The 25,192-nt window shown below is 32.1% G+C and carries 26 protein-coding genes; 7 read left to right on the top strand and 19 right to left on the bottom strand.

The window, feature by feature from the left end; genetic code table 11:
* Nucleotides 1-254: 254 nt before the first annotated feature.
* The 3 genes from CLU81_RS24285 to ligD all read left to right on the top strand — a co-directional run bounded on the left by CLU81_RS24285 (nt 255) and on the right by ligD (nt 3,645).
* Nucleotides 255-512 (top strand): hypothetical protein, encoded by a 258-nt coding sequence (locus CLU81_RS24285; RefSeq protein ID WP_099712195.1) that lies wholly within the window; start codon nt 255-257, stop codon nt 510-512.
* A gap of 126 nt (nt 513-638) precedes the next feature.
* Complete coding sequence (locus tag CLU81_RS24280; protein ID WP_233209763.1) at nt 639-1,124, top strand: hypothetical protein; 486 nt, start codon at nt 639-641, stop codon at nt 1,122-1,124.
* Nucleotides 1,111-3,645 (top strand): DNA ligase D, encoded by a 2,535-nt coding sequence (gene ligD / locus CLU81_RS24275; protein WP_099712193.1) that lies wholly within the window; start codon nt 1,111-1,113, stop codon nt 3,643-3,645. The genes CLU81_RS24280 and ligD overlap by 14 nt, the downstream gene beginning before the upstream one ends.
* Here ligD and CLU81_RS24270 read toward each other — a convergent pair.
* The 3 genes from CLU81_RS24270 to CLU81_RS24260 form a co-directional block, all read right to left on the bottom strand.
* Nucleotides 3,642-4,412 carry a Ku protein gene (locus CLU81_RS24270; RefSeq protein ID WP_099712192.1) on the bottom strand — a complete coding sequence of 257 codons (771 nt, stop codon included), beginning with the start codon at nt 4,410-4,412 and terminating at the stop codon, nt 3,642-3,644. The two genes, ligD and CLU81_RS24270, sit on opposite strands and share 4 nt — an antisense overlap.
* 335 nt (nt 4,413-4,747) lie before the next feature.
* Nucleotides 4,748-5,197: a response regulator gene (locus tag CLU81_RS24265; protein ID WP_099712191.1), complete on the bottom strand. Its 450-nt coding sequence runs from the start codon at nt 5,195-5,197 to the stop codon at nt 4,748-4,750.
* 327 nt (nt 5,198-5,524) lie between these two features.
* Complete coding sequence (locus CLU81_RS24260) at nt 5,525-6,202, bottom strand: IS6 family transposase (RefSeq protein WP_099712190.1); 678 nt, start codon at nt 6,200-6,202, stop codon at nt 5,525-5,527.
* Between the two features lie 418 nt (nt 6,203-6,620).
* On the opposite strand from CLU81_RS24260, the gene CLU81_RS24255 reads away from it, so the two are divergent.
* Nucleotides 6,621-7,064, top strand: a complete 444-nt coding sequence (locus CLU81_RS24255; protein ID WP_233209762.1) for a nuclear transport factor 2 family protein — start codon at nt 6,621-6,623, stop codon at nt 7,062-7,064.
* Nucleotides 7,065-7,565: 501 nt separating this feature from the next.
* On the opposite strand, the gene CLU81_RS24250 is transcribed toward CLU81_RS24255, so the two are convergent.
* The 7 genes from CLU81_RS24250 to CLU81_RS24220 form a co-directional block, all read right to left on the bottom strand.
* The gene (locus tag CLU81_RS24250) at nt 7,566-8,663 is read right to left on the bottom strand and encodes an NADH-dependent flavin oxidoreductase (RefSeq protein WP_255410542.1); all 1,098 of its coding nucleotides are present in this window, start codon (nt 8,661-8,663) and stop codon (nt 7,566-7,568) included.
* Nucleotides 8,660-9,526: an IS3 family transposase gene (locus CLU81_RS24245; RefSeq protein WP_233209776.1), complete on the bottom strand. Its 867-nt coding sequence runs from the start codon at nt 9,524-9,526 to the stop codon at nt 8,660-8,662. The genes CLU81_RS24250 and CLU81_RS24245 overlap by 4 nt, the downstream gene beginning before the upstream one ends.
* A complete protein-coding gene (locus CLU81_RS24240) occupies nt 9,523-9,825 on the bottom strand; it encodes a transposase (protein ID WP_099707978.1) in 303 nt (100 codons plus the stop codon). The genes CLU81_RS24245 and CLU81_RS24240 overlap by 4 nt, the downstream gene beginning before the upstream one ends.
* Nucleotides 9,826-9,996: 171 nt before the next feature.
* Nucleotides 9,997-10,449, bottom strand: coding sequence for an Lrp/AsnC family transcriptional regulator (locus tag CLU81_RS24235; protein WP_099712187.1), 453 nt, complete (start codon nt 10,447-10,449; stop codon nt 9,997-9,999).
* A gap of 77 nt (nt 10,450-10,526) precedes the next feature.
* The gene (locus CLU81_RS24230; protein ID WP_099712186.1) at nt 10,527-11,519 is read right to left on the bottom strand and encodes a bile acid:sodium symporter family protein; all 993 of its coding nucleotides are present in this window, start codon (nt 11,517-11,519) and stop codon (nt 10,527-10,529) included.
* A gap of 58 nt (nt 11,520-11,577) precedes the next feature.
* On the bottom strand, nt 11,578-12,609 hold the full coding sequence (locus tag CLU81_RS24225) for a methionine synthase (RefSeq protein ID WP_099712185.1): 1,032 nt from the start codon (nt 12,607-12,609) through the stop codon (nt 11,578-11,580).
* A 27-nt stretch (nt 12,610-12,636) separates the two neighbouring features.
* Nucleotides 12,637-13,689, bottom strand: a complete 1,053-nt coding sequence (locus tag CLU81_RS24220; RefSeq protein WP_099712184.1) for a DUF1852 domain-containing protein — start codon at nt 13,687-13,689, stop codon at nt 12,637-12,639.
* Between the two features lie 267 nt (nt 13,690-13,956).
* On the opposite strand from CLU81_RS24220, the gene CLU81_RS24215 reads away from it, so the two are divergent.
* A complete protein-coding gene (locus CLU81_RS24215) occupies nt 13,957-14,586 on the top strand; it encodes a nitroreductase family protein (protein ID WP_099712183.1) in 630 nt (209 codons plus the stop codon).
* A gap of 184 nt (nt 14,587-14,770) precedes the next feature.
* Here CLU81_RS24215 and CLU81_RS24210 read toward each other — a convergent pair whose 3' ends face one another.
* Nucleotides 14,771-15,313, bottom strand: a complete 543-nt coding sequence (locus CLU81_RS24210) for a DUF6252 family protein (protein ID WP_099712182.1) — start codon at nt 15,311-15,313, stop codon at nt 14,771-14,773.
* A gap of 300 nt (nt 15,314-15,613) precedes the next feature.
* On the opposite strand from CLU81_RS24210, the gene CLU81_RS24205 reads away from it, so the two are divergent.
* A complete protein-coding gene (locus tag CLU81_RS24205) occupies nt 15,614-17,224 on the top strand; it encodes a serine hydrolase (RefSeq protein ID WP_099712181.1) in 1,611 nt (536 codons plus the stop codon).
* A 138-nt stretch (nt 17,225-17,362) separates the two neighbouring features.
* The gene (locus CLU81_RS24200) at nt 17,363-17,770 is read left to right on the top strand and encodes a helix-turn-helix domain-containing protein (protein ID WP_099712180.1); all 408 of its coding nucleotides are present in this window, start codon (nt 17,363-17,365) and stop codon (nt 17,768-17,770) included.
* Between the two features lie 382 nt (nt 17,771-18,152).
* On the opposite strand, the gene CLU81_RS24195 is transcribed toward CLU81_RS24200, so the two are convergent.
* From CLU81_RS24195 to CLU81_RS24165, 8 genes are all read right to left on the bottom strand, one after another.
* On the bottom strand, nt 18,153-18,863 hold the full coding sequence (locus CLU81_RS24195) for a hypothetical protein (protein WP_099712179.1): 711 nt from the start codon (nt 18,861-18,863) through the stop codon (nt 18,153-18,155).
* Nucleotides 18,864-19,053: 190 nt separating this feature from the next.
* Complete coding sequence (locus tag CLU81_RS24190; RefSeq protein WP_099712178.1) at nt 19,054-19,644, bottom strand: hypothetical protein; 591 nt, start codon at nt 19,642-19,644, stop codon at nt 19,054-19,056.
* Between the two features lie 162 nt (nt 19,645-19,806).
* Nucleotides 19,807-21,279: a P-loop NTPase fold protein gene (locus CLU81_RS24185; RefSeq protein ID WP_099712177.1), complete on the bottom strand. Its 1,473-nt coding sequence runs from the start codon at nt 21,277-21,279 to the stop codon at nt 19,807-19,809.
* Nucleotides 21,280-21,713: 434 nt separating this feature from the next.
* Nucleotides 21,714-22,193, bottom strand: coding sequence for a DUF1203 domain-containing protein (locus CLU81_RS24180; RefSeq protein ID WP_099712176.1), 480 nt, complete (start codon nt 22,191-22,193; stop codon nt 21,714-21,716).
* 189 nt (nt 22,194-22,382) lie between these two features.
* Nucleotides 22,383-22,757 (bottom strand): DUF4440 domain-containing protein, encoded by a 375-nt coding sequence (locus CLU81_RS24175; RefSeq protein WP_099712175.1) that lies wholly within the window; start codon nt 22,755-22,757, stop codon nt 22,383-22,385.
* 47 nt (nt 22,758-22,804) lie between these two features.
* On the bottom strand, nt 22,805-23,317 hold the full coding sequence (locus CLU81_RS24170; protein WP_099712853.1) for a PRC-barrel domain-containing protein: 513 nt from the start codon (nt 23,315-23,317) through the stop codon (nt 22,805-22,807).
* A 78-nt stretch (nt 23,318-23,395) separates the two neighbouring features.
* Nucleotides 23,396-23,551, bottom strand: a complete 156-nt coding sequence (locus tag CLU81_RS27015; RefSeq protein ID WP_199174591.1) for a hypothetical protein — start codon at nt 23,549-23,551, stop codon at nt 23,396-23,398.
* 332 nt (nt 23,552-23,883) lie between these two features.
* The gene (locus CLU81_RS24165; protein ID WP_099712174.1) at nt 23,884-25,176 is read right to left on the bottom strand and encodes an HlyD family secretion protein; all 1,293 of its coding nucleotides are present in this window, start codon (nt 25,174-25,176) and stop codon (nt 23,884-23,886) included.
* Between the last annotated feature and the right edge of the window lie 16 nt (nt 25,177-25,192).

Genomic DNA, 25,192 nt, shown 5'->3' with positions numbered 1-25,192 from the left:
TACAGTTTTGTAATGTCCAAGCAAATTTAAAGTAGTTACAAATCAAGCACTTACATAATTAAAATTGAGATTTATAACATTTAAACTTTATTTCTGCTGTTCAATTTGTAATCCCAAGTAAAACACATTAAAAGACTGATAATTATACAATTACAAAACTGAATTCTATAAAAAAAAATACATTATTGATATTAAATTTGATTTGTTTAAAAATTATAAACTAAAAAGAATCGATCAATTTAAATTTAAATATCATGGAAAATATCTTCAATCCTCAAACCCGAGAAAATCCAGGTTATTTTACAGAAAAAAATCTCTCGCCAATATCGGCCAATAAAATATTGTATTGTGCTGCGGGCTCCTTATTGTTAGGAGCTACATTAAAAATTGCAGGAAAACGCTCTGTAGGTTCCTGGATCGCAAAATGGGCATTGCCACTATTGGCAGTTGGCTGTTATAAAAAATTATCTCATTCTTCGTCTGATTCGCAAATTGAAAATCAACAAGAATGATGATCCTGAAAAGATTCAAACTAGAAAATAATTAAGATTAATATACTTTCTGAATCTTTAAAAAAAAAAAGGCACAGGAAGTATATTCTTCTTTTATTTTATTAATTCAAATCTATAAAATATTGAATGATGGACTTTTACACTTTTTTACAGCTTCTAACAGTTTCCATTATCGCAACGGCGGCAATGACATGGTTTAGTTATTTTATGTCAAAACAATTTCAGGAACTTTACAAAGAGCCTGTTTTGCTTTCGTTTGTGCTTTCCAAATTCAAAATGAAATCGTCTGTCAAACCAGAAAAAACGATCGGATGGCTGCTTCATTTTTTGATTGGTTATTTATTTGTATTGGCTTATCATTTCCTTTGGGTGCGTGATATTTTGCCAATCTCAATTTTAAGTGCTCTATTATTGGGTGCTATCAGCGGAATAATTGGCATTATTGGCTGGATGTTTATTTTTAAAATAAGCAATCATCAGCCTCATATTGATTTCAAAGGCTATTATTTGCAGCTCTTTTTTGCTCATTTAATTTTTGCCATTACAGCGACTGCCTTTTATTCGCTTTCATTAACTTTTTTAATACTTACAAAAGCATATGTCACTATCTAAATACAATCAGAAAAGAGATTTTAAGAAAACTCAAGAGCCAAAAGGCAAAATTGGAAAATCTGCACATGAATTGATTTTTGTGGTGCAAAAACATGCAGCATCTCATTTGCATTATGATTTTAGACTTGAAATGGATGGCGTACTCAAAAGCTGGGCTATACCAAAAGGGCCTTCAACAAATCCTGTTGTTAAACGTCTTGCAGTAATGGTCGAAGATCATCCATACAGTTACAAAGATTTTGAAGGCACAATTCCGGAAGGAAATTATGGCGCAGGAAATGTAATTGTATGGGATAATGGCACGTATGAACCGGAAGAATCATCTGAAAATCCTGAAAAAACATTGATCGCCAATCTTAAAAAAGGACATCTGAGTTTTATTCTGAAAGGAGAAAAACTTAAAGGCGTCTTTAGTCTGGTAAAATTGCCGGGCAAACAGGAAAATGCCTGGCTATTAATTAAAAAAAATGATGAATATGCCACACATATTGATATTCTGACCAAAGACAAATCTGTACTATCGCAAAGACCTTTAGAAGATTTACAAAAAAAATCAGAAAAAATAGTTTCAGAAGAAAAAGAAAAAACACCTTTAAAAAAAAAGACTAAACTTTCCTTAAAGGCTTCCTTTATAAAACCAATGTTAGCGAATACAAAAACAGAAGCATTTGATGATTCAGAATGGATTTTTGAAAAAAAATATGATGGTTATCGTGCCGTTGCAGTGATAAATCCAAATGAAGTCGAATTATTCAGCCGGAATGAAATTTCCTTCGATATTCCTTTTAAACCTATTGCTGACGAGTTGAAGAAAATCGATCATATTGCGGTTTTAGACGGCGAAATTGTAGTGGAAGATGAAAAGGGAAAAGCAAACTTTCAATTGCTTCAAAATTATCTTAAAACAGGCTTAGGAAAATTAAACTATTACGTTTTTGATCTTTTGAATTTAGATGGAAACCAGATCACGGGATTGTCTTTGCTCGATAGAAAAGAATTACTTAAAATACTCTTTAATAAATATGATTTTACGAATGTTTTTTATTCGGAACATACTGTCGAAAAAGGTATAAAACAATTTGAGATCGCCGAAAAAAATAAGGAAGAAGGTATTATTGCCAAGAAAGCGAACAGTATTTATTTACCAAATAAAAGAAGCAGTGACTGGCTAAAAATTAAAACTTCTAATCAGGAAGAAGCGATTATTATTGGGATTACCAAACCTAAAAATTCACGCAAATTTTTTGGCGCTTTGCTGCTTGCCCAATATTATGGAAAAAGACTGGAATATATTGGAAAGTGCGGAACTGGTTTTTCTGAATCAACACTGAAAGAACTTTATGCAAAACTAGAACCTCTTTTTATTACTGAATCTCCGCTTGGCGAAAAAATTAATTTGAGAGATGAAATACAATGGGTGAAGCCCAAACTGGTTTGTCAGGTGAAATTTTCTGAATGGACTCAGGATAAAAACCTCAGACACCCGGTTTATCTCGGCCTTAGAATTGATAAAAAACCTGCAGAAGTTTTTTTAACTTCTGATGTTACGAATACTACTTTAAAAGAAGAAAAAATGGAAACTAAATCCCTGAACAAAACGGAAAATGATTTTGATCTGAAAGTTGGAAAAACCGTACTTCATCTAACCAATCAAAACAAAATATATTTCCCAAAAAACGGAATTACGAAAGGTGATATTGTGCAATATTATAATGAAGTTGCTCCTTTGATATTGCCTTATCTTAAAAATCGTCCGGAATCAATGAATCGGTTTCCTAACGGAATCAATTCTCCCAGTTTTTATCAGAAAGATGTTGATATTGAAAAAATCCCCTCATGGCTTAAAACTAAAAAAATATTTTCTGATTCGACTGATGCAAATGTAAATTATCTAATCTGCAATGATAAAGAAACTCTATTGTATATGGCAAATCTTGGCTGTATCGAAATTAATCCATGGTATTCTACCGTACAGCACATCGAAAATCCAGATTGGATGGTGATTGATATTGATCCTGACAAAGACGATTTTAAGGAAGTTGTAAAAACGGCATTGGTCGTAAAAGAAGTCATGGATGAATTAGAAACCGATTGTTTGTGCAAAACTTCGGGTGCCTCAGGATTACATGTTTATATACCGCTTGGAGCACAATATGATTATGATTCTATAAAAATCCTTGCCGAATTATTGGCAAAAGAAATCCAAGTGCGTTTGCCGGAAACGACATCTCTCGAACGCAGCATTAAAAAGAGAGATCATAAAATTTATATTGATTATCTGCAAAACCGCAGAGGGCAAACTCTGGCCGCTCCTTACTCTGTTCGTCCAAAACCGGGTGCGACGGTTTCGACACCTCTAGAATGGAATGAGGTGAATGATAAATTGCATCCGTCGCAATTTACCATTAAAAATGTATTGACCAGATTTGAGAAAAAAGGAGATTTGTGGGCGCCGGTTTTGTCAAAAGGTACCAACATTAAACACATTCTTAAAAAACTGGAAGAAAGACAAAAAGACTAAGAAGATTTTTTTCTTTCTAAGCTCGCCTTAAGCATACTCATTAAATCATCACTTTGTTTGTGAACAACTTTTAATTCAGTTGGTTTGGTAGCTTTTCCTTTGGCTTTCTTTTTAATTATTTCCAAAAGCTTCGCTGTATATTCATCTTTAAAAGTACTGATATCAAATTTCTCTGTTAGCTGTTCGATTAATTTATTGGCCATATCCAGTTCTTTTGTTTTTACTTTTGAAGCCGGAGGAAGTTTTAAATCTGTTGTATTTCTAATTTCCTGTTCGAACCTGATCCTGTTTAGAACAATGGCATTTTTATACGGTTTTAAGATTGCCAGACTTTCTTTATTACGCAAAACAAAACGGGTAACACCAACTTTTCCCGAAGCTGCAAGCGAATCGCGAAGCAACGCATAAGCATTCATAGCGCCTTTGTCAGGTTCCAGATAATAAGGCTGTTCATAATAAATACTTTCGATTTCTTTTTCGAAAGCAAAACTTTCAATGTCTATCGTTTTGGTTTTTTCAGCATCTGCCGCTTCAAAATCTGAATCTTCAAGAATTACATATTTATCATCGAGTTTATACCCTTTTACAATATTTGCAAAAGTGACCTCTTTGCCTGTATTTTCATTTACACGCTTAAACTTAATATTAGCATGGTCTTTTTCATCAAGCATATCCATATCCAGATTGCTTTCCTGAACTGCTGAAAATAACTTAATTGGAATATTAATTAACCCAAAACTAATAGCCCCTGTCCATATTGCTCTCATAACTTCTTAATTTAAAATTGAACTAAAATTAAATCATCCAAGCTAATCGACTCTTACATAATCATCAAAACATATTATATTTTTCTTCTTAATAATTTTACATTTCAGAGGTAGATAATGTAGATTTAAGTATGTTTACTACAAAAATATTGATATAATTTTTTCTTTACTTTATCATTAAATAATATAATTTGACAGTGTAAAAAAAAAATTATACCTTTCATTAAAAAAATAACTTACATGAAAGTGCTTAAAAGAGTTTTGTGGCAAATTGTGGGACATGAGGTTTAAAAAGCAAGGATTTATCAGGTAAACAAGGATTAAATATCCTGTTATTAAATCAGTCGAAATTTTTTTTTATTTTTTAATACTTCCCAGTTCGTCTTTAATACATCTTCCAGAAATAATTTCAGAGTTTCAAATCTACTGGGTTTCACAGCGTAAAAGGTTGCGCCAAGCTCCAATGCCTTTTCAATATCTTCGGGATTACTACTAGTGGAAAGTATTATAACTTTTACATCCTTTATAGCGCCATCCTGTTTTCGTATTTCTTCCAGACACTCAAAACCATCTTTTTTTGGCATATTGATATCAAGAAAAATAATATCGGGCAGCGGATTAGATAAAGTATCAACAATATGCATCAGCTCGATTCCATCCTGAGCTTCTTTTAAAATTACAAAAGGGTCAACTTCAAGAATAGCTTCTGTAAAAAGTGTTCTGTCATCTTCATCGTCATCTGCTATATAAATATATCTGTGGGAATTTTGATTAATCAGGGACATAACTATCTGTTTTCCATTTATTAACACAAAAAAAAGTCTAAAAACCTACAACTTTTATTTACAATACAATCTTTTGTAATCGATAAGTAATCGAATTATATTGTGCAATAATTAGTGATAATGTAAATATAAAAAAAAATAGGCAAAAAAAACGTCCTTACGTGTGGAAAAATGGAAACTAGCAAAATCAAGGCATACCGAATTTAGATCTAAAACTTTATTATGATTTACCATTCTAATAATTACCACCTACATTATACAATATTAGAAACTAAGGTTCTGTCGCATCTGTCAGAATCAAATATAAGAATTTAAGTAATTTAAAAGTTAAACTGCCAATTTACAGAATGATTTAAATGTAGTAATCCCTGGTCTAACCATCTGATTCTTTCTGGGCATATGCACAACTTCAATTCCACTCAATGTTCGTCGGGCCGATTCAAAACTTTTAAAACCTAATCCGTTTTGTATGCGCCACTTGATAAAACGATGGTCCTGTTCGACAATATTGTTGAGATATTTACACTGCCGGATTTTAATCTTTGAGAATGAACGTTTGTTATAGACTTTGATCGCTGCTGCATTAGAACCGCTTTTATCAATGTTTATTACTCTTGGCCGGCAATTATTATCAATTGCTTTAATTAGAAAAGACTGAGCGCTCATTCTTTGTCTTTTTCTGGTCAAAAGAAAGTCTACTGTATTGCCTAATTTATCTACCACTCGATATAAATAACACCAAATACCTTTTACTTTGATATAGGTCTCATCTAATCTCCAGCTCGCCCCCACTCTGCCTTTTCTCTTCTTCATCTCTGACTCAAGCAAAGGTGTAAACTTATAAACCCAGCGCTGAATAGTAGCATGATCAACAGGAACTCCTCGCATTTTCATGATCTCTTCAACATCCCGATAGCTTAATGTAAACCTAAGTTTAAAATATACTGCCTGCAGTATAATAGACTTCGGATAGCAATGGCCTTTTGTATTTATGAGTTTAAGAATTTAAAAAAGGTAAAGATAAAACTTAGCTTTAGATGCGACAGAACCAGTTATTAGCTTCATACTTTGCATGGACAATAATAGGTTTTTAGTGCAAAATATTATTTCTAAAGAAAAGCTATTATGAAAATAAAGTTACAATCTTCCGTACTTTTTTCTTAAGTAATAGCCTATTGCGAGTCTATAAATTTGGGGAGGAAAAAAAAGCACCTTTGATTCTAACATTTCGTTTGAATATATTTACAATTTTAAAAATTTTAATAGTAATATTGTAAATCATCAATCAAATCAAATCAATTATAAAATGAAAATCAATTCATCCGTTTTCCTCTTAAAAACAATTCTAATTGGGTTCTTATTTTTCCAATTCCAATGTGGATTTTCTCAAGAGAAAAAAAACTCAGAACTATACAAAATCATTATGTCAAAAGACAGCCTGCTCTTTAATATTGGCTTTAATACTTGCGACATTTCACAGTTTGAAAATCTATTTAGCAACGATTTGGAATTTTATCATGACAGGTCTGGAACTTCTGACAAGACTTTGTTTGTAAAAAATATGCAAAAAGGTTTGTGTGGTTTTATTGGAACGCGTCAATATAGAAGATATTTAGTTCCAAATACTACAGAAGTTTATCCATTGTATAATAAAGGTGTCTTGTACGGTGCGATGCAAATGGGGATTCATCAATTTTATGAAAAATCAGTAGAAAAAAATGAATCTTTGGCGAACGCTAAAGAAAATTTTAGCAGTACAGCACGATTTACGCATGTCTGGCTATTAAAAGATGGTGTTTGGAAATTGTCAAGATGCTTTAGTTACGATCATCAAACTGAAGATAGTACTAAAACCCAAACGAAATAAATATAAAAAAAGAAGCTATGATGTGCATGATAACATGATAAACACATTAGCCTTTTTTATATTGTTTTTTAAGCAGAGAAGCAAAAGATCAGACAGATAAAATGAGGGTTAAAAAACCGATCTTCTGAAAAATGAAATTTTAAAGATGGACAGTTTGCTTTTTTTGGTTTCATTTAATTAATGTGATGCCTCGCTTTTTAAAAAAAATAATTGATGGCGATGTTGAGTATTGCAACGATCGTTCGGATTAATATTGGATATCAATTGTGGTTAATGATTTGTTTTTTTGATACTACATTTTTCGTCAATCTCCAACAGGACATCTAAACCAAATTCATAAAGCCAATGAAAGACAGCTACTAAATGTAGTAAGCCAATTTCTTCAAATCTTCCAAAAAATTTATAGAAATTTGTCCCGTCGCGGTCACTATACAGCCAAATGGCGTCAATTGAAGACAATTGACGCCATTTTTTATATCTTTATTTTCGATATTAATTCCATTAAGCTTCTACTTGTACCCAACCTTCTATTTTTTCGAATATTGCCATTAATTTTAATGGGATCTTTTTCTCTTGTACTGTTGCGAGTTTAAGAATTGAAGTGATTTTATCTTCTTCTCCATTTTGAGTTAATTCTACCCAATCAGGATTAACAATCAAAGTTCTTCCGATTGCCACCATAGAAACACCATAATCTACAACCTGATTAGCCATTGCTGGTGTTGTAACACCTCCGGCAACTAGAACAGGAACTCTGCTGTTAACATAATTGTTTAGTACAACTGATATAGGTTCTTTAGAAAAGGCTGAATCAATTGGTTTTTGATTGACAGCATCCAGCAAGGAAAAATGTAAATAATCAATCTTTTCTTCAATCAATTTATCCATTAGAACGAATGTATCTGGAAGTCCATATGTTTGTTGCGGAAATTCTTCAGGTGAAATTCGGTACCCTATCAAAAAAGGACGATCAGCATATTTTGAAACTATTTTTTTTACTTCTCTCAAAATTTCCAGGCTAAATCGCAAACGGTTTTCCAGAGAACCTCCCCATTTATCATTTCTATTATTGAAAAAAGGTGATATAAAATTTTGAAGCAAAAATCCGTGTGCCCCGTGAATTTCTACACCGTCAAAACCTGCTTCAATTGCTCTTTTGGTGGTCTCTCCAAATGCTTTGATAATTTCTAAAATTTCATTTTCACTCAATTCTTTTGGGAAATTTTCATTTTCCAAAAGCACTATAGGACCACTTGAAACGGTGCTTGAACTTACCACTTCACCATCTGGAATAAGTCCGGGGATTGCTTTATTGCCTGCGTGAAACATCTGTAAAATTGCCGGTGCCCCACCACTTTTTGCAGCATCCGCCAACTTCTTCAGACTTGGAAGAAAGGTATCGTCATATCCTGCAAATTCGTGGGTAAAACCAATGCCATTTGCTGTAACGTGGGTACATCCTGTGATTACTAAACCAACACCTTTTACTCTTTTCTTGTAATATTCAACTTCTTCATCAGATATAGTGAAGTCTTCATTAGATGACCAGGTAGTCATTGGACTTGCAACAAAAAGTCGGACAAATTTTCTAAGACCTATGCTACACTTTCTATTTTATAAAATTCTAGTTCCATTTCTTTAGGTGTTTTATATCCCAAAGAAGAATGCAGACGTTTTCTATTATACCATACTTCTATATATTCAAAGACTGCTAATTTAGCTTCTTCAATGGTTGTGAATTTATGCTGATAGATAAGTTCTGCTTTAAGGGTCTTGAAAAAACTTTCAGCTACAGCATTATCCCAACAATTAGCTTTTCTACTCATACTTTGAGTGATTAAAGTATTTTTATTAATCAATTTTCTGAATTCTATCGAAGCATATTGTATTCCTCTATCTGAATGAAAAAGTAAAGATTCTGTTATTTCTCTTTTTGATACTGCCATTTTCCAAGCTGGAATAATCGTTTGATCGGTATACATTCGTGTGCTTAACGACCATCCTATAACCTGCCTGTCATATAAATCAATAATAGTAGTAAGATATAACCAGCCGGCAGCTGTTCTTATATAGGTTATATCAGACACCCAAACCTCATTAAGTGATTTTGGTGTAAAATTTCTATTGAGATGATTACTGCACACTGGATATCGATGATTAGAATCTGTGGTTACTTTAAAGCGTCTTTTAAGTTTACTTCTCCAGCCATTAAGAAGCATCAATTTAGCAACTTTCCTTTTGGATATTTTATATCCTTTTCTTTTTAGCTGTTCCGCTATTCTGGGACTTCCGTAAGTTTGACTGCTTAGATCAAAAACTTCTTTTATTAAATCTGTAAATAGACTATTTTCTATAAATCTATTAGAAGGACCGCCACTGAACCATCTATAATAACTACTTCGGCTTACTTTTAAAACGCTGCACATCTTTTCAATAGGATATAAATGTTTATAGCTGACTATAAATTGGTAGATTTCCCATCGCTCTTGGAAAAGATGTGAACGGCCTTTTTTAATATCTCAAGCTCTAATTCTTTTTCTTTAAGGGCTTTTCGTAATTGTTTTACTTCTAAAGAATCTATCTCTGTCTTTTTAGAAATAATTGGTTGTAGATTAGTAAATGTTTTTTGAGAAGACCTCCATTTATAAATACGCTCTACCTGGACGCCTAGTTCATCTGCTAATTCTTTGATGTTTTCTCGCTCGTAACTTAATCGTACTGCTGATGATTTAAACTCAGCACTGTAAACTCGTTTTTTCATAATTCTAAGATATTTATTTTTATTTAAACAGTCTTAAAATTTATGTCCCAGTAAATGTAGCAACTCCAGACATTTGCGCAGCTTTTTATGAGAACACTTCGGAGAGCGAGGGGTAATCTTCTTGTAATTACAATAATTATTGAGATTTAAATAAAATCGATTACAAACAAACTATCCATACAAATTTTTTATCTCCGACATAACAAAGGTGCTTTGGGTACTCCCTATGCTTTCAACTGATCCCAATTTATTAAACACAAAATCCTGATAATGCTTCATGTCTTTGGCAGATACTTTCATTAAAAAATCGTAATCCCCTGAGATATTATAGCATTCCACAACTTCTTCTATTTTCATAATATCACTAACAAACTGATTCCCGATATTACGATCGTGCTGTTTAAGTTTGATATTACAAAAAACAATGAAACCTCTGTTTAATTTTTCTGCATCAAGCAGGGCAATATATTTTTTAATATAACCATTGTTTTCTAATCTTTTAATCCGCTCAAAAACAGGCGATGCTGAAAGATTTACCATTCTAGCAAGCTCTTTTACAGTGTATTTAGAATTATCGTGAAGTATATTTAATAACTGAAGATCAATATCGTCTATTTGTTCCATAGAATATTTTGGTTTAATTTATTTATAAGACAGAATAAAATCCTTCAAATATAACTAAAAACAATACAAAAATCTCATTATACTTCTTTTCGCCGAGCCATACCCTGAGCGATGATACTGGCGGCAATCAATTGCAAGGCATGGTAAAGCATGAGCGGCAGCAATACAATACCAGTGATAGTACTGTGCTGAAAAAGTACTTTTGACATAACGGTGCCGTGTACCAATGACTTTTTAGATCCGCAAAATAAGACAGTAATACGGTCTTCATCTGAAAAACCAAGCAGGCGGCTAATTAGTCCGACACAAAAGAATACGGCGAAAAACAACGCCATCATCCCTGCAGCGAGTCCAGTAAGTTCTAGGGCGGTGAAGCCTTCAAAAAGATGTTGGGAAAATGACTTGCAAAACGATGTGTAAATAATCGTTAGAATAACTGCCTGATCGAAATATTTGAGCTGTTTCTTGTATTTTTCGGCAATGGCACCGAAACAGGAATTGAGGCTTATGCCAATGATGACAGGCAGCAATACTTGCAGAATCAACTTTATGACGATATGAGTAACATCAAAATCGCCTGTCGCAGAAGCTATAAACAGCCCAACCCAAATAGGCGTAACGACTACTCCGATCAAACTCGAAATACTTGCATTGAAAATGGCTGCAGGAATGTTTCCCTTAGCGATCGAAACCATCACCACCGAAGAGGAAACTGTAGACGGCAATGCTGCCAGAAAAAATACTCCCAGCCAAAGCAGCTCAAAGCCGTTATTAACAAACAACGGGCGAAATGCCAAAACAATGAGCGGAAAAAATAAAAAGGTTGTCAGTTGGACGATAATGTGCATTTTCCAGTTGGAAAGTCCGGCTTTTAGCTTCTCAACACTTAGTCGCATGCCATAAAACAAGAAAATCAAGGAAACTCCAGCATTGGCAATCTCTTCCAGTGAAACAGGTTCTTTGACCATGCCTGGCTTTGGCAAAAAATAAGCCATCAGAATCATGGTGGCTATCATTAACAGGAAACCGTCGAAACCTGCTTTTTTTAATACTTCTAATAATTTCTTCAATGTGTTTTAAATATTATTCCTCCGTGGAGGCACGGACTTTATTATTAATATACTGAGACTAAATCCCAAGTTCTTTGCGTATAATTTCTGCTCCTGCGCTTAAAGCACTTAACTTGCCTCTGGCTACATCTCTAGATAACGGTGCCATACCGCAGTTTGTAGAAGGGTAAAGATTTTCGGCACCTACAAACTCAAGGGCTTTACGCAGGGTAGCAGCTACTTCTTCTGGTGTTTCGATAGTGTTGGTTGCCACATCAATGGCACCTACCATTACTTTTTTACCGCGAACAAGTTCCATTAAATCTAAAGGCACATTAGAGTTGTGACATTCTAAAGACACCACATCAATTTTAGATTTTTGAATTTTTGGAAAAATTTCTTCGTATTGTCGCCACTCTGAACCTAATGTCTTTTTCCAATCAGTATTTGCCTGTATTCCATAACCGTAGCAAATATGAACCGCAGTTTGACAGTGTAAACCTTCAATAGCCCTTTCTAATGCTGCCATTCCCCAATCGTTTACTTCATCAAAGAACACATTAAATGCAGGTTCATCAAACTGGATAATATCTACCCCTGCGTCCTGAAGTTCTCTTGCTTCTTCATTGAGTGCTATCGCAAATTCCCATGCCAATTTTTCACGGCTTTTATAATGGTCGTCGTACAAGGTATCTACCATTGTCAGCGGGCCTGGCAATGCCCATTTTATAGGCTTATTAGTCTGTTTGCGTAAAAATTTTGCATCTTCAACAAAAACTGCTTTTTGACGTGCAACCTCACCTACAACCACTGGAACACTCGCGTCGTAACGGTTACGGATTTTTACTGTTTTACGATTTTCAAAATCTACACCGCTTAAATGCTCGATAAAAGTCGTTACAAAATGCTGGCGTGTCTGCTCGCCGTCACAAATGATATCCAGATCTGCCAATTGTTGTTCCTGCAGAGAAATGCGTAAAGCATCTTGTTTACCTTCAAGTAGCTGATCGCCTTCTAATTTCCATGGAGACCAAAGTTTTTCGGGTGGTGCAAGCCAGGCAGGTTTAGGTAAACTTCCAACAATAGAGGTAGGTAATAATAATTTCTTCATAGTAGTAATTTAATGTGTTGTAATCAATTAAAGGGTAAAATTAGCAGACCATTGTTCCAGGAGACTTTTGTAAGGCTTAATGAAATGCTCTTCTGCATATTTACCTTGTTCAACAGCTAATTGGCTGCGCTCTTCGCGGTCATAATCCACGCGAGTCAGTGAATAATCTTCGTGTTTAAGGGTAGGTTGATAGATTTTTCCAGCCACTGAATTTGCATTGTAAATTTCAGGGCGATAAATCTTTTGGAAAGTCTCCATCGTGCTGATTGAGCTGATTAGTCCAAGATCAGTATAATCAGCAAGTAGATCTCCTGAATGATAAAAAGCCATCGGTGCCACACTATTTTGAGGCATGAAAAAACGAACTTTTAAGCCCATTTTAGAGAAATATTCATCAGTGATAGAATACTGATCCTGCAGATACTCAAAACCCAGAACCGGATGCTGATACTCAGTGCGAGTGTAAGTTTTGTTACTCGATACACTCAGACAAATGATTGGTGACATCTTAAAGTGCTCTTTATAAGTGGCTGAATTGACAAAACACTTATAAAGTTTTCCGTGCAAATCACCAAAATTTTCAGGAATACAAAAATTAGATTTATTTTTATTGTGCTCGATCAATAAAATACTGAAATCATAATCACGGACATAAGACGAAAAATTATTTCCGGCAATACCTTCGATACGCTGGCTAGTCTTGCGGTCAAAAATATTCGTTTTTAAAACTTCAATCAGCGGCAGATTTTTAATACCATTCTTATCATCAATACTCATCGTTACTGTGATGATTTCAAGTTCTACAAGGTAACGATCAGCTTTTGGATTATCTACATGAGCCAATGCATTGAATCGATTGTTAATCATATTTAAGGCATTACGTAAATTTTGCTGGCGATTACCTCCTCTAGCCAGGTTTGCAAAATTGGTTGTCAAACGCGTTTCACTTGAGGGGTGATAGTTTTCATCTAAACAAGTCCTCTTTAGTGTGAATACAAAATCATTCGGGATTGTATTCTGAGTGTTTTCAATATTCTGCTTTTCGTTTATTCCCCTATCTTCTTGTATGTTCGCTTTCATATGATGACAATATTTAGTTTTTTTACCCTGCAAATTTGAAAATAAAAGATTTAATATTTTTATTTTAACATAAAATCAGTTAAATATTCTTTTTATACACATTTTTAAAGATTATTAATCTTTAAACAAATGTGATAATGAAAGAAAACAGATAAATATTCTTTAGTGACCTAAGATGATTGATTTGGAGTTTCCCAGAGCGCTACAAAAACTCGAAAAAGAAAACAATATCATTTATATTTGCCAAAAATTAAGATAGATATAGCAATGAATTTGATAGAAAATTTAAAATGGCGCTACGCCACAAAAGCTTACAATGACATTAAAGTAACAGAAGAGAAGGTTGATCAGATCTTAGAAGCTATAAATCTTTCAGCATCTTCTTGTGGTCTGCAATCTTACCGTATTTTTGTTGTAAGCAACCCGGAAATTCAAAAAAAATTAGGCGCTAATTCGTATAATGGACAGATTAGCTCTTGCTCTCATTTGTTGGTTTTTGCTGCATTCAATGACATGTCTTCGACTTACATTGACGATTATATGGCAATGACAGAAAAGCAAAGAGGTCTTGATCCTGGTGCCTTATCAGGATTTAGAAATGGACTGCATTCCTATTTCAGCGCTATTGACGCAGAACAAAAAGCCCTTTGGGCGGCCAAACAGGCTTATATTGCACTAGGAACTGCACTTATTGCTGCGGCAGAATTGAAAGTCGACGCCACTCCTATCGAAGGATTTAATGCCGCCATTATCGATGCCGTTTTGGGTTTGAAAGAAAAAGGGTTGCATTCTACAGTTATCCTCGCTTTAGGATATCGTGATTTGGAAAAAGACTATATGGCAACTACGAAAAAAGTTCGTTTGCCTATAGATGAAATGATAACGAAAGTTTATTAATGTTATAAGAATGCATATGTTTTAACATTTAACCTTGACTGGATGGGTATACAAACCGTTTACTTATAAAAATTTAAAATAATTATCTTACAAATCAACTTGAAAGTAAGCTAATTTCTTTAAATCAAGTAAGCGGAATAAATGTTTAAAAAGTAATTTTTCTTATCATATACTGTTTTTAATATTAATAATTCCAATCAAAACGTCCTTCTCTTATCTGCACTTTTGCACCTTTATCACTAACAGCGTCAAACCAGAAAGTCCCTGCTATAATTGATTTTGAAAGGTCTAAACGCGTTATTTTCAATTCACCCTTCACGATTTCATTAGTATAATATAACTGACTATCTGCTGTACTGTAAACTCCTATTGCTCCGGTGAGTTCAGGTGCTATGGAAAATGTTTTGTTTAGTTTGTACACTTCTCCTTCTTTTACTTCAACTTTTCTGAGCATCACCACGACCATTTCATTTTTTTCCTTGCGAAGATCAGCGAAATTCAGAACGAAATATTGTTCTCCTCCTTCAATTTGATAGAAACAATTTACTGAAGGATTAATGCCGCTTTGATGTGGCAAGAATACTCTGCCGTCGACTAGACATCCTACAGTGTTTGCTCCGGTAGTTGTTGCTGGTGGCAGTTGTTCTTCTCCTTTAAAAATACTGCCGTCCTTATCGCAGGAAGTAAACAGAAACAAAACAAAAAAAAGTGATAATATTTTTCTCATGATTTAAAGTTTTTGTAAAGATGTAATATTTTTTATACATAAGATAAAGTTTACATTATTTTTTTTATTTATTTGGTTTTTAACATATTCATTTTTTGAAGTAAAAAAAATGGCTAAATAGTATAGAAATCAATAGATTTTTGGTTTAATCCCCAACAGGATCTGTTCGCTTAGCTTGTGCTCTGAATTTTGCTTGAAAATTCAGTTAGGAATTTTTATTTGTAATCTTTTATTATAAATTTACGCAACTGTCACAAAGGGCAAACCGTTAATTAAAATTCAATAAAAAGTCAAAAAAATATGAAATTAATTCAATCAATAACTTTTATTTTATTATTTATAACACAATTAGGTTTTACACAAAGTAAGAAAGAAAAATTAGAGCAACTTTTTGAATTTTACAATCAACAAAATCTATTTAACGGTTCTGTTTTTATTTCTGAAAAAGGAGAAACTTTACTAGATAAAGGTTATGGATTATCAAATGTAGCTTTAAAAAAGGAAAATAACGCTAACAGCATTTTTCAAATATATTCCATTACAAAAACTTTTACAGCAACGGTAATTTTAAAATTAGTAGAAGAAAAAAAACTTTCATTACAGGATAAACTTTCAAAGTTCTATCCGGATTATCCCGATGCAAATGCTATTTCAATTGAAAGTTTGTTAACCCATACCGCTGGAGTTTATGACTATACCAGAGGAAATGATATGAAAGACCAAACGGAAAAATCATTTGTTGAATTTCAAAAAACAAAACCTTTGGATTTTCCAGTTGGAACTGATTGGAGTTATTCTAACTCGGGATATTATTTTCTAGGCTATGTAATTGAAAAAGTTACTGGAATAAGTTACGAAAAAGCAGTTGAAAAATACATATTTAAACCATTGAAAATGAAGCAAAGTGGTTTTGCTTTTAAAAATCTAAAAAGTAAAAATAAAGTCATTGGCTATGAGATTTTTACTGAAAAAGAACAAAAACCATCGATTGTTTATGATCCACCTATGCCTTTTGCAGCCGGTGGTATATACTCAACTGTTGAAGATTTAAACAAATATTATAATGGACTAAAAAATTACAAAATTATCTCCAAAGAAAATTTAGAAAAAGCATACACACCTTTCAAAAAAAATTATGGTTATGGGTGGATCACAATGAAAATGTTTGGAAAAATGACAGTTGGTCATAGTGGTTATGCAGCCGGTTTTTGCAGCAATTTTGTTCAAATTCCCGAAGATGACATCTGCATTATACTGCTTACAAATACAGAAAGAGGTTTAAACACTGCCACTTATGCTATTATGAAAACTTTGTATAATTTATACGATAAAGATTATAAAATTCCAATTGTAGCCAACGTAAGCTCAGAAACTTTAAAGCAATATGTGGGAACTTATCAAGTAGAAGACAATTTTGTAGTTTACCTTACAGTTGAAAACAATAAATTAAAATTGCAAAGTGGAAACGGCCCCACAACTATTCTATATCCTGTAAAAGAAAATTTATTTTTCGCTGAAGAATTAATGGGTGATGTAATTTTTGAAAGAGACAAGACTTCACAAATAGAGTCATTAAGTTTTCATGTAGGAAATCAACTAAAAAAAGCAAATAAAATATTTCCTTCTTGGGGAATTGTAGGAACTGCTACAGAAAAAGGCTGGGAAGGTCCCGATGCAAAACTTTTTGAAACTGAAACAAAAGGAATTTGGACAATTAAAAATGTGACTTTAAAAACAGGAGAGCTTAAATTTCGTTTTAATGACGATTGGACTTTAAATTTTGGAAAAGATATGAGCGACGGAATAATGCCAAAAGGAGATAATATTGAAATTTCAACAGGCGTTTATGATATTATTTTGGACATAACTGATTACGAAAAACCAAAATACCAAATTTTCAAGAAAAGTTAAAAGTTTATAAATTGCTCAGTAAGGGGCACAAAAAATCCCATTTCTAACGAAATGGGATTTTTTTTTAATTTTTGAAACGCAGGGTTTTAATTCAAAAAATGGCTTTATCTTTGAGTCTTTAGAAAATCAATATTCATTATGGAACAGAAAATACATCAGGGAAGAAACGTAAAACGCTTCAGAGAAATGCTTAACATAAAGCAGGAAGCATTGGCTTATGATCTTGGAAATGACTGGAATCAGAAGAAAATTTCTGTGCTGGAGCAAAAAGATGTAATTGAAGAAAATCTGTTGAAACAAATCTCAGCAGTATTAAAAATTCCTGTTGAAGCTTTTCAAAATTTTGATGAAGAACAGGCGGTGAATGTTATTTCTAATACTTTTGATCATGGTGCTTTCTTAAATACAGGTCATACTGCAACATTTAATGTTAATCCAATTGACAAATTGATTCAACTTCATGAAGAAAAAATCGCATTATATGAGCGTATGTTGAAAGAGAAAGATGAAATGATGGCAAGGCTTGAAAAATTGATTAAAAAATAATTTATTTATACAAGATATATTAAAACAAAAAAGAGACTTTCGGGTCTCTTTTTTTGTTTTGGAAGTATTTATTCTATTTAACTATATTAATTATGTTGCCTTTACTTTTAAAATTACAACTTTTATAATTCAAGATTAAAACTAATCTCCAATTTAGATTAATCATCAGAATTATTTTTGTCCGTCTAATCAAGATTACGGGTACGAAGTCAGCAGATTTTTATCAGGTATAGAATTTCTAAGATGCAAAAATAAATATGCAAAGTCAGAGACATTTACACAGGTTTTCATTGGAAAAACTTCGGAGGGCGGGGTTTATACTTATGACAATTAAATACTAATTTATATGTCCACTTTTTGATTAAGCAGTTATACTTTGTTATTAGCTGGATTGTTTTTCAGGTTCTTCGAGTTTAAAGTCAATAGTAAGGTCTGAATGCTGTTTAAGCCACTCTTCTATCGAAGAAGATAAACTATCTAAATGATCAATAAATTCTAAGAATGTAAATTTAGGTAAAGTTATTAACCATTCACCAGCAACTTCCTTTCCAAACTTTAATCTAACATATTCATCATTTAATGGGTTTTCAGTCTCATTTACCATAATCAAGTTGAGAAATGAAATTTTCTCTTTAATAATTTTCGGAAGCCAATAACTGCGACTAATTTCTAATATTTTATCCCAACAATCATTATAATCTTCCAAACTGATTAAAACTATTTTCTCTTTATCATCTTCCTTAAATTCTGAAAATTCTTTTATAAATTTAAGTTTATCTCTATTTGTGCCGAATAAATACGTTCCATTGTTAGTTACTCCTCTAAACATTTTACCTTTTAATTCGTCTACTAACTCTAAAACCTTATCAGTTTGATTATTAACAAATCTTGATTCTAAACCAAATCTTTCGTAAAGAAAAATTGCAATAAACAAAGTTATCAAAGTAGCTGTAGCACCCATTGCTGTAAACGATACAGAAATTGTAGTTAACAAAGTATCACTGTCATCTTTTAGAAAAAATGGAATTAAAAATACAATTACACAAAGAATTACACTTGTATTCAAAAGCGTTCTTTTCTTAATTTTTTTCATTGTTTTTTATAAATAGCTCAAACATACAAAAGTACTCTGATTTATCTTAAGTTTTTTCATAAATTTACAAATACTAATCAGTCCAATACAAATTATATCTTTGTCGAATTAACGTTTTTTAACATTTACCCCTCACGATACATATAAGGATTATTTCGCAAATCTGCGGTAGTAATCGTTAGTGTTGGTACTACTTTTCAGAATCCAATTGTACTTTCAGAAGTTTCAATAACTTATTTACTCTAACTACATATTTGGCTTCTGCCATCATTGGAATTTTTGCACCATTTTCATCATTATAGTGATTTAATTCGTTAAGAGTTTTAAGAGTTTTAGGAAATGGTTGAATTTGGATTGTTCCGGCTCCAAATAACTCCTCTATAGCTAACTCAAGTTCAGAATCTATTATGTAGCAAGTTTGAATTAAACCAATTGTTTCAAATATCTCTTTTTGATAAATAGATGTATCTCTCATCAAATTAGCTGCTCTATCAAATTCTTTATTAGATTGCTCCAAATCCTTTTCGTTGGAAAATAAATTAAATTTCGCATAGAAATATTCTGCTGAGAATCGTGTTCCTAGATGAAATATTATTGATTGAGGCCAAATATACTTGTAAGCAAGCAAACGTGAATATGCGATTCTCCTATTATCGTATTTCTTTTGATTTTTAAAAAGCTTAAAGGAATTTCGGTATGATAGTATACTTCCAATAATAACTCCCAATAGTGCAAAGAATGCAGTAGTGAGGACTTTCCAAATATCGCTGTTAAATTCCATATATATATGTTATTTAGATGATTGCCGATTTACATTACCACTAACGTTCTGACACTACAGCGGATTTGGAACTAAATTAAATCCATTATTCGGATTTGGCAATTCTTCCAAATACAAACCAATTTTTCATTAAGTCAAATCTCAAATGTTAGTGACTTTTTTTTATAAGAATGTTTTTATGAGATTCTTTAATGACATAAAAGATGTTTTATTTTGACTTTTACTCAATAAGATTTGAACGTCAAAAGAAGAAATATATTTATAAAATAAATAATCAATATATTTTTCTTTTACTGTCATCTCGCTAATTTTTCTTGGTTGAAGAGAGTTGATATTAAATCTCTCGACATTAACTGGTGAAAGGCAAACAAAGAAAGAACGTTCAACTTGTAGTCTTAATCCTTGATTTGTCAAATTTCTTTGAGCTATATTTTCAAAAAGTTCCAAACTAAAATTTGTTTCAATAGCATCTTTAAAAGCTGTAAGCATATTTGGACTACCTTCATTTACTTTAAAATAGACTTCTTTTTTTTGTTCAAAGTTTAAGAAAGAATCGAATTCATTTTGATAAAATTCATGTAATATTATTAAATACAAAATAAGAATTGTTTCTAAAAAGCCCTTTTCTTCATTATTTTGAAGATCAATATTAGGAATGTTTTTGTTGCTGTTTAAATCCATTTTCGCAAATGTTCGAAGCATTTGAAATTTATTTAACACCTTTTTTATACGTCTAGGGTTTGTAAATTCTAAAGATTCAAAAAAATTATTAATCCATATATTAATTCCCATTTCAGTTTCACCTAATGAATAAAAGGTTTCATCAAAATATTGATTAATAAGTTTTTGTAAGTCATATTTTTCAGGCATTGAAAAAGAAATATCAAAAATCTTTTCTAGGTATTCATTTGCTTTTACTACTTTTCCATACTTTGTTTCTACTGCTGCTTCAACAGCACTCTTATCTACACCACAAAAAAAGATAGTCTTTTTCCCTAATGTAAAAAAGAGTTTTATTGCGGAAATTAAGTTTAAGACTTGTTGTGGTTCACATCTATCTAAGTCGTCAATAAATACAATATTATGACTAGGTCGACCTTGGCGCGTCATTAGATCTTCTAATCTTTGAAACTCTAATTTAAATTTTTTAATTGCTTCGTAAAATGTTAGCTCTTCATTTTTCGAAATTTCTTCGACGAATGCTGAAGGATCTAACTCTAAAGCAGGACCATTGGGAAATAGTGGGATATTTAATTTTATAGATTTTCCCAACCCCCTCAGTATTCTTCCGCCGTATTTAAGAACATCATCAGCAAATTCTTCTGTCAAATCCTTTGTTTCATAAGTCAAGTATTCCAAAAGTGAAAAAGATAAGTTTTCATCTTTTTCAAATTCCCATGCTTCAAAGAAAAAAGTATTGTATTCTTGAGAAAGCTCTTTTTGGAGAAATTTCATTAAAGAACTTTTTCCACTACCCCAATTACCATACAATGAAAACATTTTAATATTCTCAGAGTTGTTTTTCGACCCCTTCAGGAAGTCTTTTATAAGCGTTGCTTTATCTAGAATTCCAAGAAAATCTGTTTCAGAATTTAAGTTTTCAATTGGTGTATTAGGTAGTAATTTGTTTGTCATTGTCTTTTTTTTTTTACTTGCCGCTAACTTGTATATATGTCTAAAGATATCAGAGTTATTTACTCTAAATTTGGTCGATATGTTTGATAAATTTCAGTTTTTATTTGCTTTCAAAAATAGGATTTTTATTTCATAAATCATCAAACGAACTTTTTATTTGTGGAATACTTTTCGTACTAATATGCATGTAAATTTCTGTGGTCTTGCTGCTTTGATAACCTGATCGTGCAAATTTGTAATCCACGCCCACAAAATATATCTTAACAGATTTTAAATAAAAAGAGACTTCTAATAGATTTATAATTTCTAAGGAACAAAAAATTGCGCAAAGTCAAAGACATTTGCGCAGCTTTTCATGATAACACTTCAAAGACCAGCTTATTCGTTCGCTAATTTTTTTTTGTGTTTACATTTCAATTTTTAAAAGCGCACAACTACACCCTTTCGATTTTACAAATAAAACAACAAGCTTCTGAATTTCTTGCGTGAAGATATTCAACATCCCTTTTTGTTTCAAAGATTTCAGCAATTAGTAAATCGATATCATTATCGCCAACTAATTTAGTAAAAATCATTTTTTGTTCTTTGTTATAGCCAATTAGCGATAAAGGAAAATTTTCTTTATCTGCTTTTAACTCTTTTGGGAAATTGTAAATATCCGAATATTGCTCGACTTCGTTTTTGTGAATAAATATAGGTCCGGATTGATTAAAAGCATTGTTTTCTGAAAACGGACTATAAGCAAAAACCAAACGAATATCCTTACCAACATCAAATGGTTTCAACGAAATTCGGCATGGTCCTTTTCCCGTTGCTAATTGCTCGTAAACCTGATTACCAAAATTATCAATACTTGTTTTCCGAATTTGGCTCGCAAACTCTTTAGACAACGGAACAATTTTAAATTTTTTCATGTTTTTTATATTTTAAATCAAAACAAATTTATATGCTGTTCCTCTTATTAAAAACCCGTTTCTTGCTCAATTAAAGCCCTTCAATTTCTTCAAATCTTTATAAAATGTATAGAAATTTGTTCAGTAGAAATCATAAAAAAAGCTCTAAATCAATGATTCAGAGCTTTTTTTTATTTTATTTATATAATCTCACTGAGATAATTCTGTTTCTGTATGCAATGCACAAACCCAATTATTATCTTTTGAAATCCAGGTCGAAGTGCAGACACATTTCATAGCTTGATTTTGTTTATCATCTCCACTTCCTAATTCAATTAAGTATCCAATTATTGCCGTATCTTCAGCAATTAACTTTGCTTCTACATTAGAAATAGCTACTACTTTTATTTTGTGAGCATCACCGGATTCAAACATCTTTTTAAAATTAGATTCGTCTACACTTTGCACTCCATTTTTACCGGCAATTACACAAGGAAACAGCGTAAGATTTTTTACTGTATCATAATCATGATTTTCCATTCCCTTCCAATATTTTTTCTCTAATTCAATGATTTGCGTTTCCATGATCGTTTTTTTTAAATTAAACAGTTTACAGGAAATCTGAAAAAGTATTATTTATTATCAAATTCTCTGCGGTTGTAAAAAGAGTCATCGTCACTATAATAAACAGAATCAGGATTATTTTGAGGATAATACGAATTCATTACTCTTCTTTCATATTCCCTGTCAAAATTGTGCTGTCTATCATATCTGTTTGTATTTCTAAAGGTATCATATCCTAAACTGTTCGCCATAACAATTTTCGTGTCTTTATTTATACTTACGGATCCTATTGGTATAATAATATGGCTGGCTCCTTCTTTATAAATAAACTCTTTTCCGTTGTCGTTTGCTATAACATCTCTAACCTCATTACGGCTGTCTTCTAATAATCGTTTATCTAGTTTAACATCTAAATATACAACACGTTGCATATCTTTATTAACCCACAAATTATCAATTTCACCTACCGTTTGGTTATCAGAATCAACAATTTTCCATCCTCTTACATCAGAATAATTTGATGCGATTTTATAATCAGATAGTTCGTCTAACCTGTATAAATTTTTATCTCTATTTTCCATAATTTCTTTTTTTAATTGTATGTATGCATATTCACTTTTCATCTGGGTTTAACTTTAGTATTTCCCAGTCATTATGTTCTATTGTGCACTTGTGGTGTTTTCGATTTCGGTACTGCTTTCGGTAGGAGTTTCATGATCCACAAAATAGATGTAATATATAATTCCTCCAATAACCAGTAATACTGCAATCCACGGCCATACTGGTTTTTTCTTCTCAATTTTAATTTCTGCCATAACTTAATTATTTTGATTTTATAATAGTTTTAATAACAGTATTAAAGATACAAATGAGAGGAGACTAAGAAGTATTTAATTCCACTAGGATGTTACAAAATTCCCAGTAGATTTGATTCGAAAGATATATTTACTATTTGATTATAAAACCTTTATAATGTTTTTATTGGTAATATCTTCGAGATAATTGAATTTTATATCTCAATTAAAAGAATGATCTAAAAGTAAAGTCGTTAAAAAGATATGAAGAGCCTTTTAACATAAAAAATTGTATCGATATTGCAAGCTTTCTAATTCTAAATTGGAAGAATGGAACTTGTCCAGATATACTCTTAAAATTGTACAAAAAGACTCTTGAATTGATACAAAATCCGCTGAAGCAAGCGTAAATCTTCCGTTACAATCTCAGCTCTTCCTTTCATTTCTTGTTGAAACAAAATATCTTTCTTGTAAGAACTTCGCAATCCATCTGGAAAAGCCACATCCAATAGTAAATTTCCATCCTTATCCGGAACCAAAGAAATATTCTGAACCTTGCCTTGTAATACGCCAAACTCTCGGTCCGGGTAATTTGCCAGTCTGATATTTACTTTCTGGCCCACTTTTATTTTTCCTGAATTCAAGACAGGCGCTTTTACTTTTCCGACAAAACCATTTTTTAAAGCGGGAATTATTGAAAATACATTATCACCACTATTTATAGTTTGATTTTCCGTCCAGACCTGTAAGAATGTAACAACTCCACTTACAGATGCTTTCAGTGTATAATTGAGCTCCCAGTCTTTTATTACTTTTTTCAGCTGATAGAAAGACTGCGTTGTGCCGCGCTGCAGGTTAACCCCCTCTTTTATAGTGTTTATAGAAGAACTTTGACTATATTTTTTGTTATCTATCAAAGTAGATTTGAGATTAGAAACAGATGTCAAAATGCTTTTATAATCCTTTCGAGCCTGAAGATAGCCTAACTTTTTGGTCTCCATCTCCTGAACTGAAATGATTCCCTTATCGAAAAGGGTTTCAAAACGGGCAATTTCATTTTTTTTGAGTTGCAGTTCGCTTTCACTTAAAGCTTTTTGCTGTTGCAATATTTTCAGTCGTTCCTGTATCTGAATCTTTTCAGATAACTGCGCTCTGCTTTCGACTTCAAAAGGATGCAGATTTTCATTTAATTTCTGTGCCTGATAATCTTCTTGAAAAGCAGCATACGCACTTTCAATTTCTCCCAATTGTGCATTTTTAAGCAACTTAAACGGAAAATCTATCTTTGTGTCGTTAATACTATAGTTATCAATTATTTTTTTTAATAAAAAAACATTTTTATGGTTGGCTGTATTTTCAATAATAGCCAAAGTTGTGTTTTTCTCTACAATCGATTTATCTTTAACCAAAATTGCTTCAATACGTCCTGATGTTTTTGAAACTATTTTTTCTGGCGGAATATTGGTTGTAATTACGATTTCGGTATTTACCACATCCGGATATTTGATAAACCAGGACACAAAAAACAGCATAAAAAGTATCACAAATATTAAAACGGTTCCCCAACGTATCATCCAGTGTGGTATTTTGGAGAGAATGTCCTGAACTTCTTCGTTTCTTAATTCAATTTGTCTATTTTCGGGCATATACTATTTAATCTTT

This window comes from Flavobacterium sp. 9, from assembly GCF_002754195.1.
Taxonomy (GTDB): Bacteria; Bacteroidota; Bacteroidia; order Flavobacteriales; family Flavobacteriaceae; genus Flavobacterium.
Note: the sequence above shows the minus strand (reverse complement) of the source record. Positions and strands in the feature narration are given on the sequence as shown.

Bases quoted from the DNA above. Each gene is read 5' to 3' on its own strand.
- CLU81_RS24285 (WP_099712195.1), top strand. From the start codon at position 255: ATGGAAAATATCTTCAATCCTCAAACCCGAGAAAATCCAGGTTATTTT.
- CLU81_RS24280 (WP_233209763.1), top strand. From the start codon at position 639: ATGATGGACTTTTACACTTTTTTACAGCTTCTAACAGTTTCCATTATC.
- ligD (WP_099712193.1), top strand. From the start codon at position 1,111: ATGTCACTATCTAAATACAATCAGAAAAGAGATTTTAAGAAAACTCAA.
- CLU81_RS24270 (WP_099712192.1), bottom strand. From the start codon at position 4,412: ATGAGAGCAATATGGACAGGGGCTATTAGTTTTGGGTTAATTAATATT.
- CLU81_RS24265 (WP_099712191.1), bottom strand. From the start codon at position 5,197: ATGTCCCTGATTAATCAAAATTCCCACAGATATATTTATATAGCAGAT.
- CLU81_RS24255 (WP_233209762.1), top strand. From the start codon at position 6,621: ATGTCAAAAGACAGCCTGCTCTTTAATATTGGCTTTAATACTTGCGAC.
- CLU81_RS24240 (WP_099707978.1), bottom strand. From the start codon at position 9,825: ATGAAAAAACGAGTTTACAGTGCTGAGTTTAAATCATCAGCAGTACGA.
- CLU81_RS24235 (WP_099712187.1), bottom strand. From the start codon at position 10,449: ATGGAACAAATAGACGATATTGATCTTCAGTTATTAAATATACTTCAC.
- CLU81_RS24225 (WP_099712185.1), bottom strand. From the start codon at position 12,609: ATGAAGAAATTATTATTACCTACCTCTATTGTTGGAAGTTTACCTAAA.
- CLU81_RS24220 (WP_099712184.1), bottom strand. From the start codon at position 13,689: ATGAAAGCGAACATACAAGAAGATAGGGGAATAAACGAAAAGCAGAAT.
- CLU81_RS24215 (WP_099712183.1), top strand. From the start codon at position 13,957: ATGAATTTGATAGAAAATTTAAAATGGCGCTACGCCACAAAAGCTTAC.
- CLU81_RS24210 (WP_099712182.1), bottom strand. From the start codon at position 15,313: ATGAGAAAAATATTATCACTTTTTTTTGTTTTGTTTCTGTTTACTTCC.
- CLU81_RS24205 (WP_099712181.1), top strand. From the start codon at position 15,614: ATGAAATTAATTCAATCAATAACTTTTATTTTATTATTTATAACACAA.
- CLU81_RS24200 (WP_099712180.1), top strand. From the start codon at position 17,363: ATGGAACAGAAAATACATCAGGGAAGAAACGTAAAACGCTTCAGAGAA.
- CLU81_RS24195 (WP_099712179.1), bottom strand. From the start codon at position 18,863: ATGAAAAAAATTAAGAAAAGAACGCTTTTGAATACAAGTGTAATTCTT.
- CLU81_RS24190 (WP_099712178.1), bottom strand. From the start codon at position 19,644: ATGGAATTTAACAGCGATATTTGGAAAGTCCTCACTACTGCATTCTTT.
- CLU81_RS24185 (WP_099712177.1), bottom strand. From the start codon at position 21,279: ATGACAAACAAATTACTACCTAATACACCAATTGAAAACTTAAATTCT.
- CLU81_RS24180 (WP_099712176.1), bottom strand. From the start codon at position 22,193: ATGAAAAAATTTAAAATTGTTCCGTTGTCTAAAGAGTTTGCGAGCCAA.
- CLU81_RS24175 (WP_099712175.1), bottom strand. From the start codon at position 22,757: ATGGAAACGCAAATCATTGAATTAGAGAAAAAATATTGGAAGGGAATG.
- CLU81_RS24170 (WP_099712853.1), bottom strand. From the start codon at position 23,317: ATGGAAAATAGAGATAAAAATTTATACAGGTTAGACGAACTATCTGAT.
- CLU81_RS27015 (WP_199174591.1), bottom strand. From the start codon at position 23,551: ATGGCAGAAATTAAAATTGAGAAGAAAAAACCAGTATGGCCGTGGATT.
- CLU81_RS24165 (WP_099712174.1), bottom strand. From the start codon at position 25,176: ATGCCCGAAAATAGACAAATTGAATTAAGAAACGAAGAAGTTCAGGAC.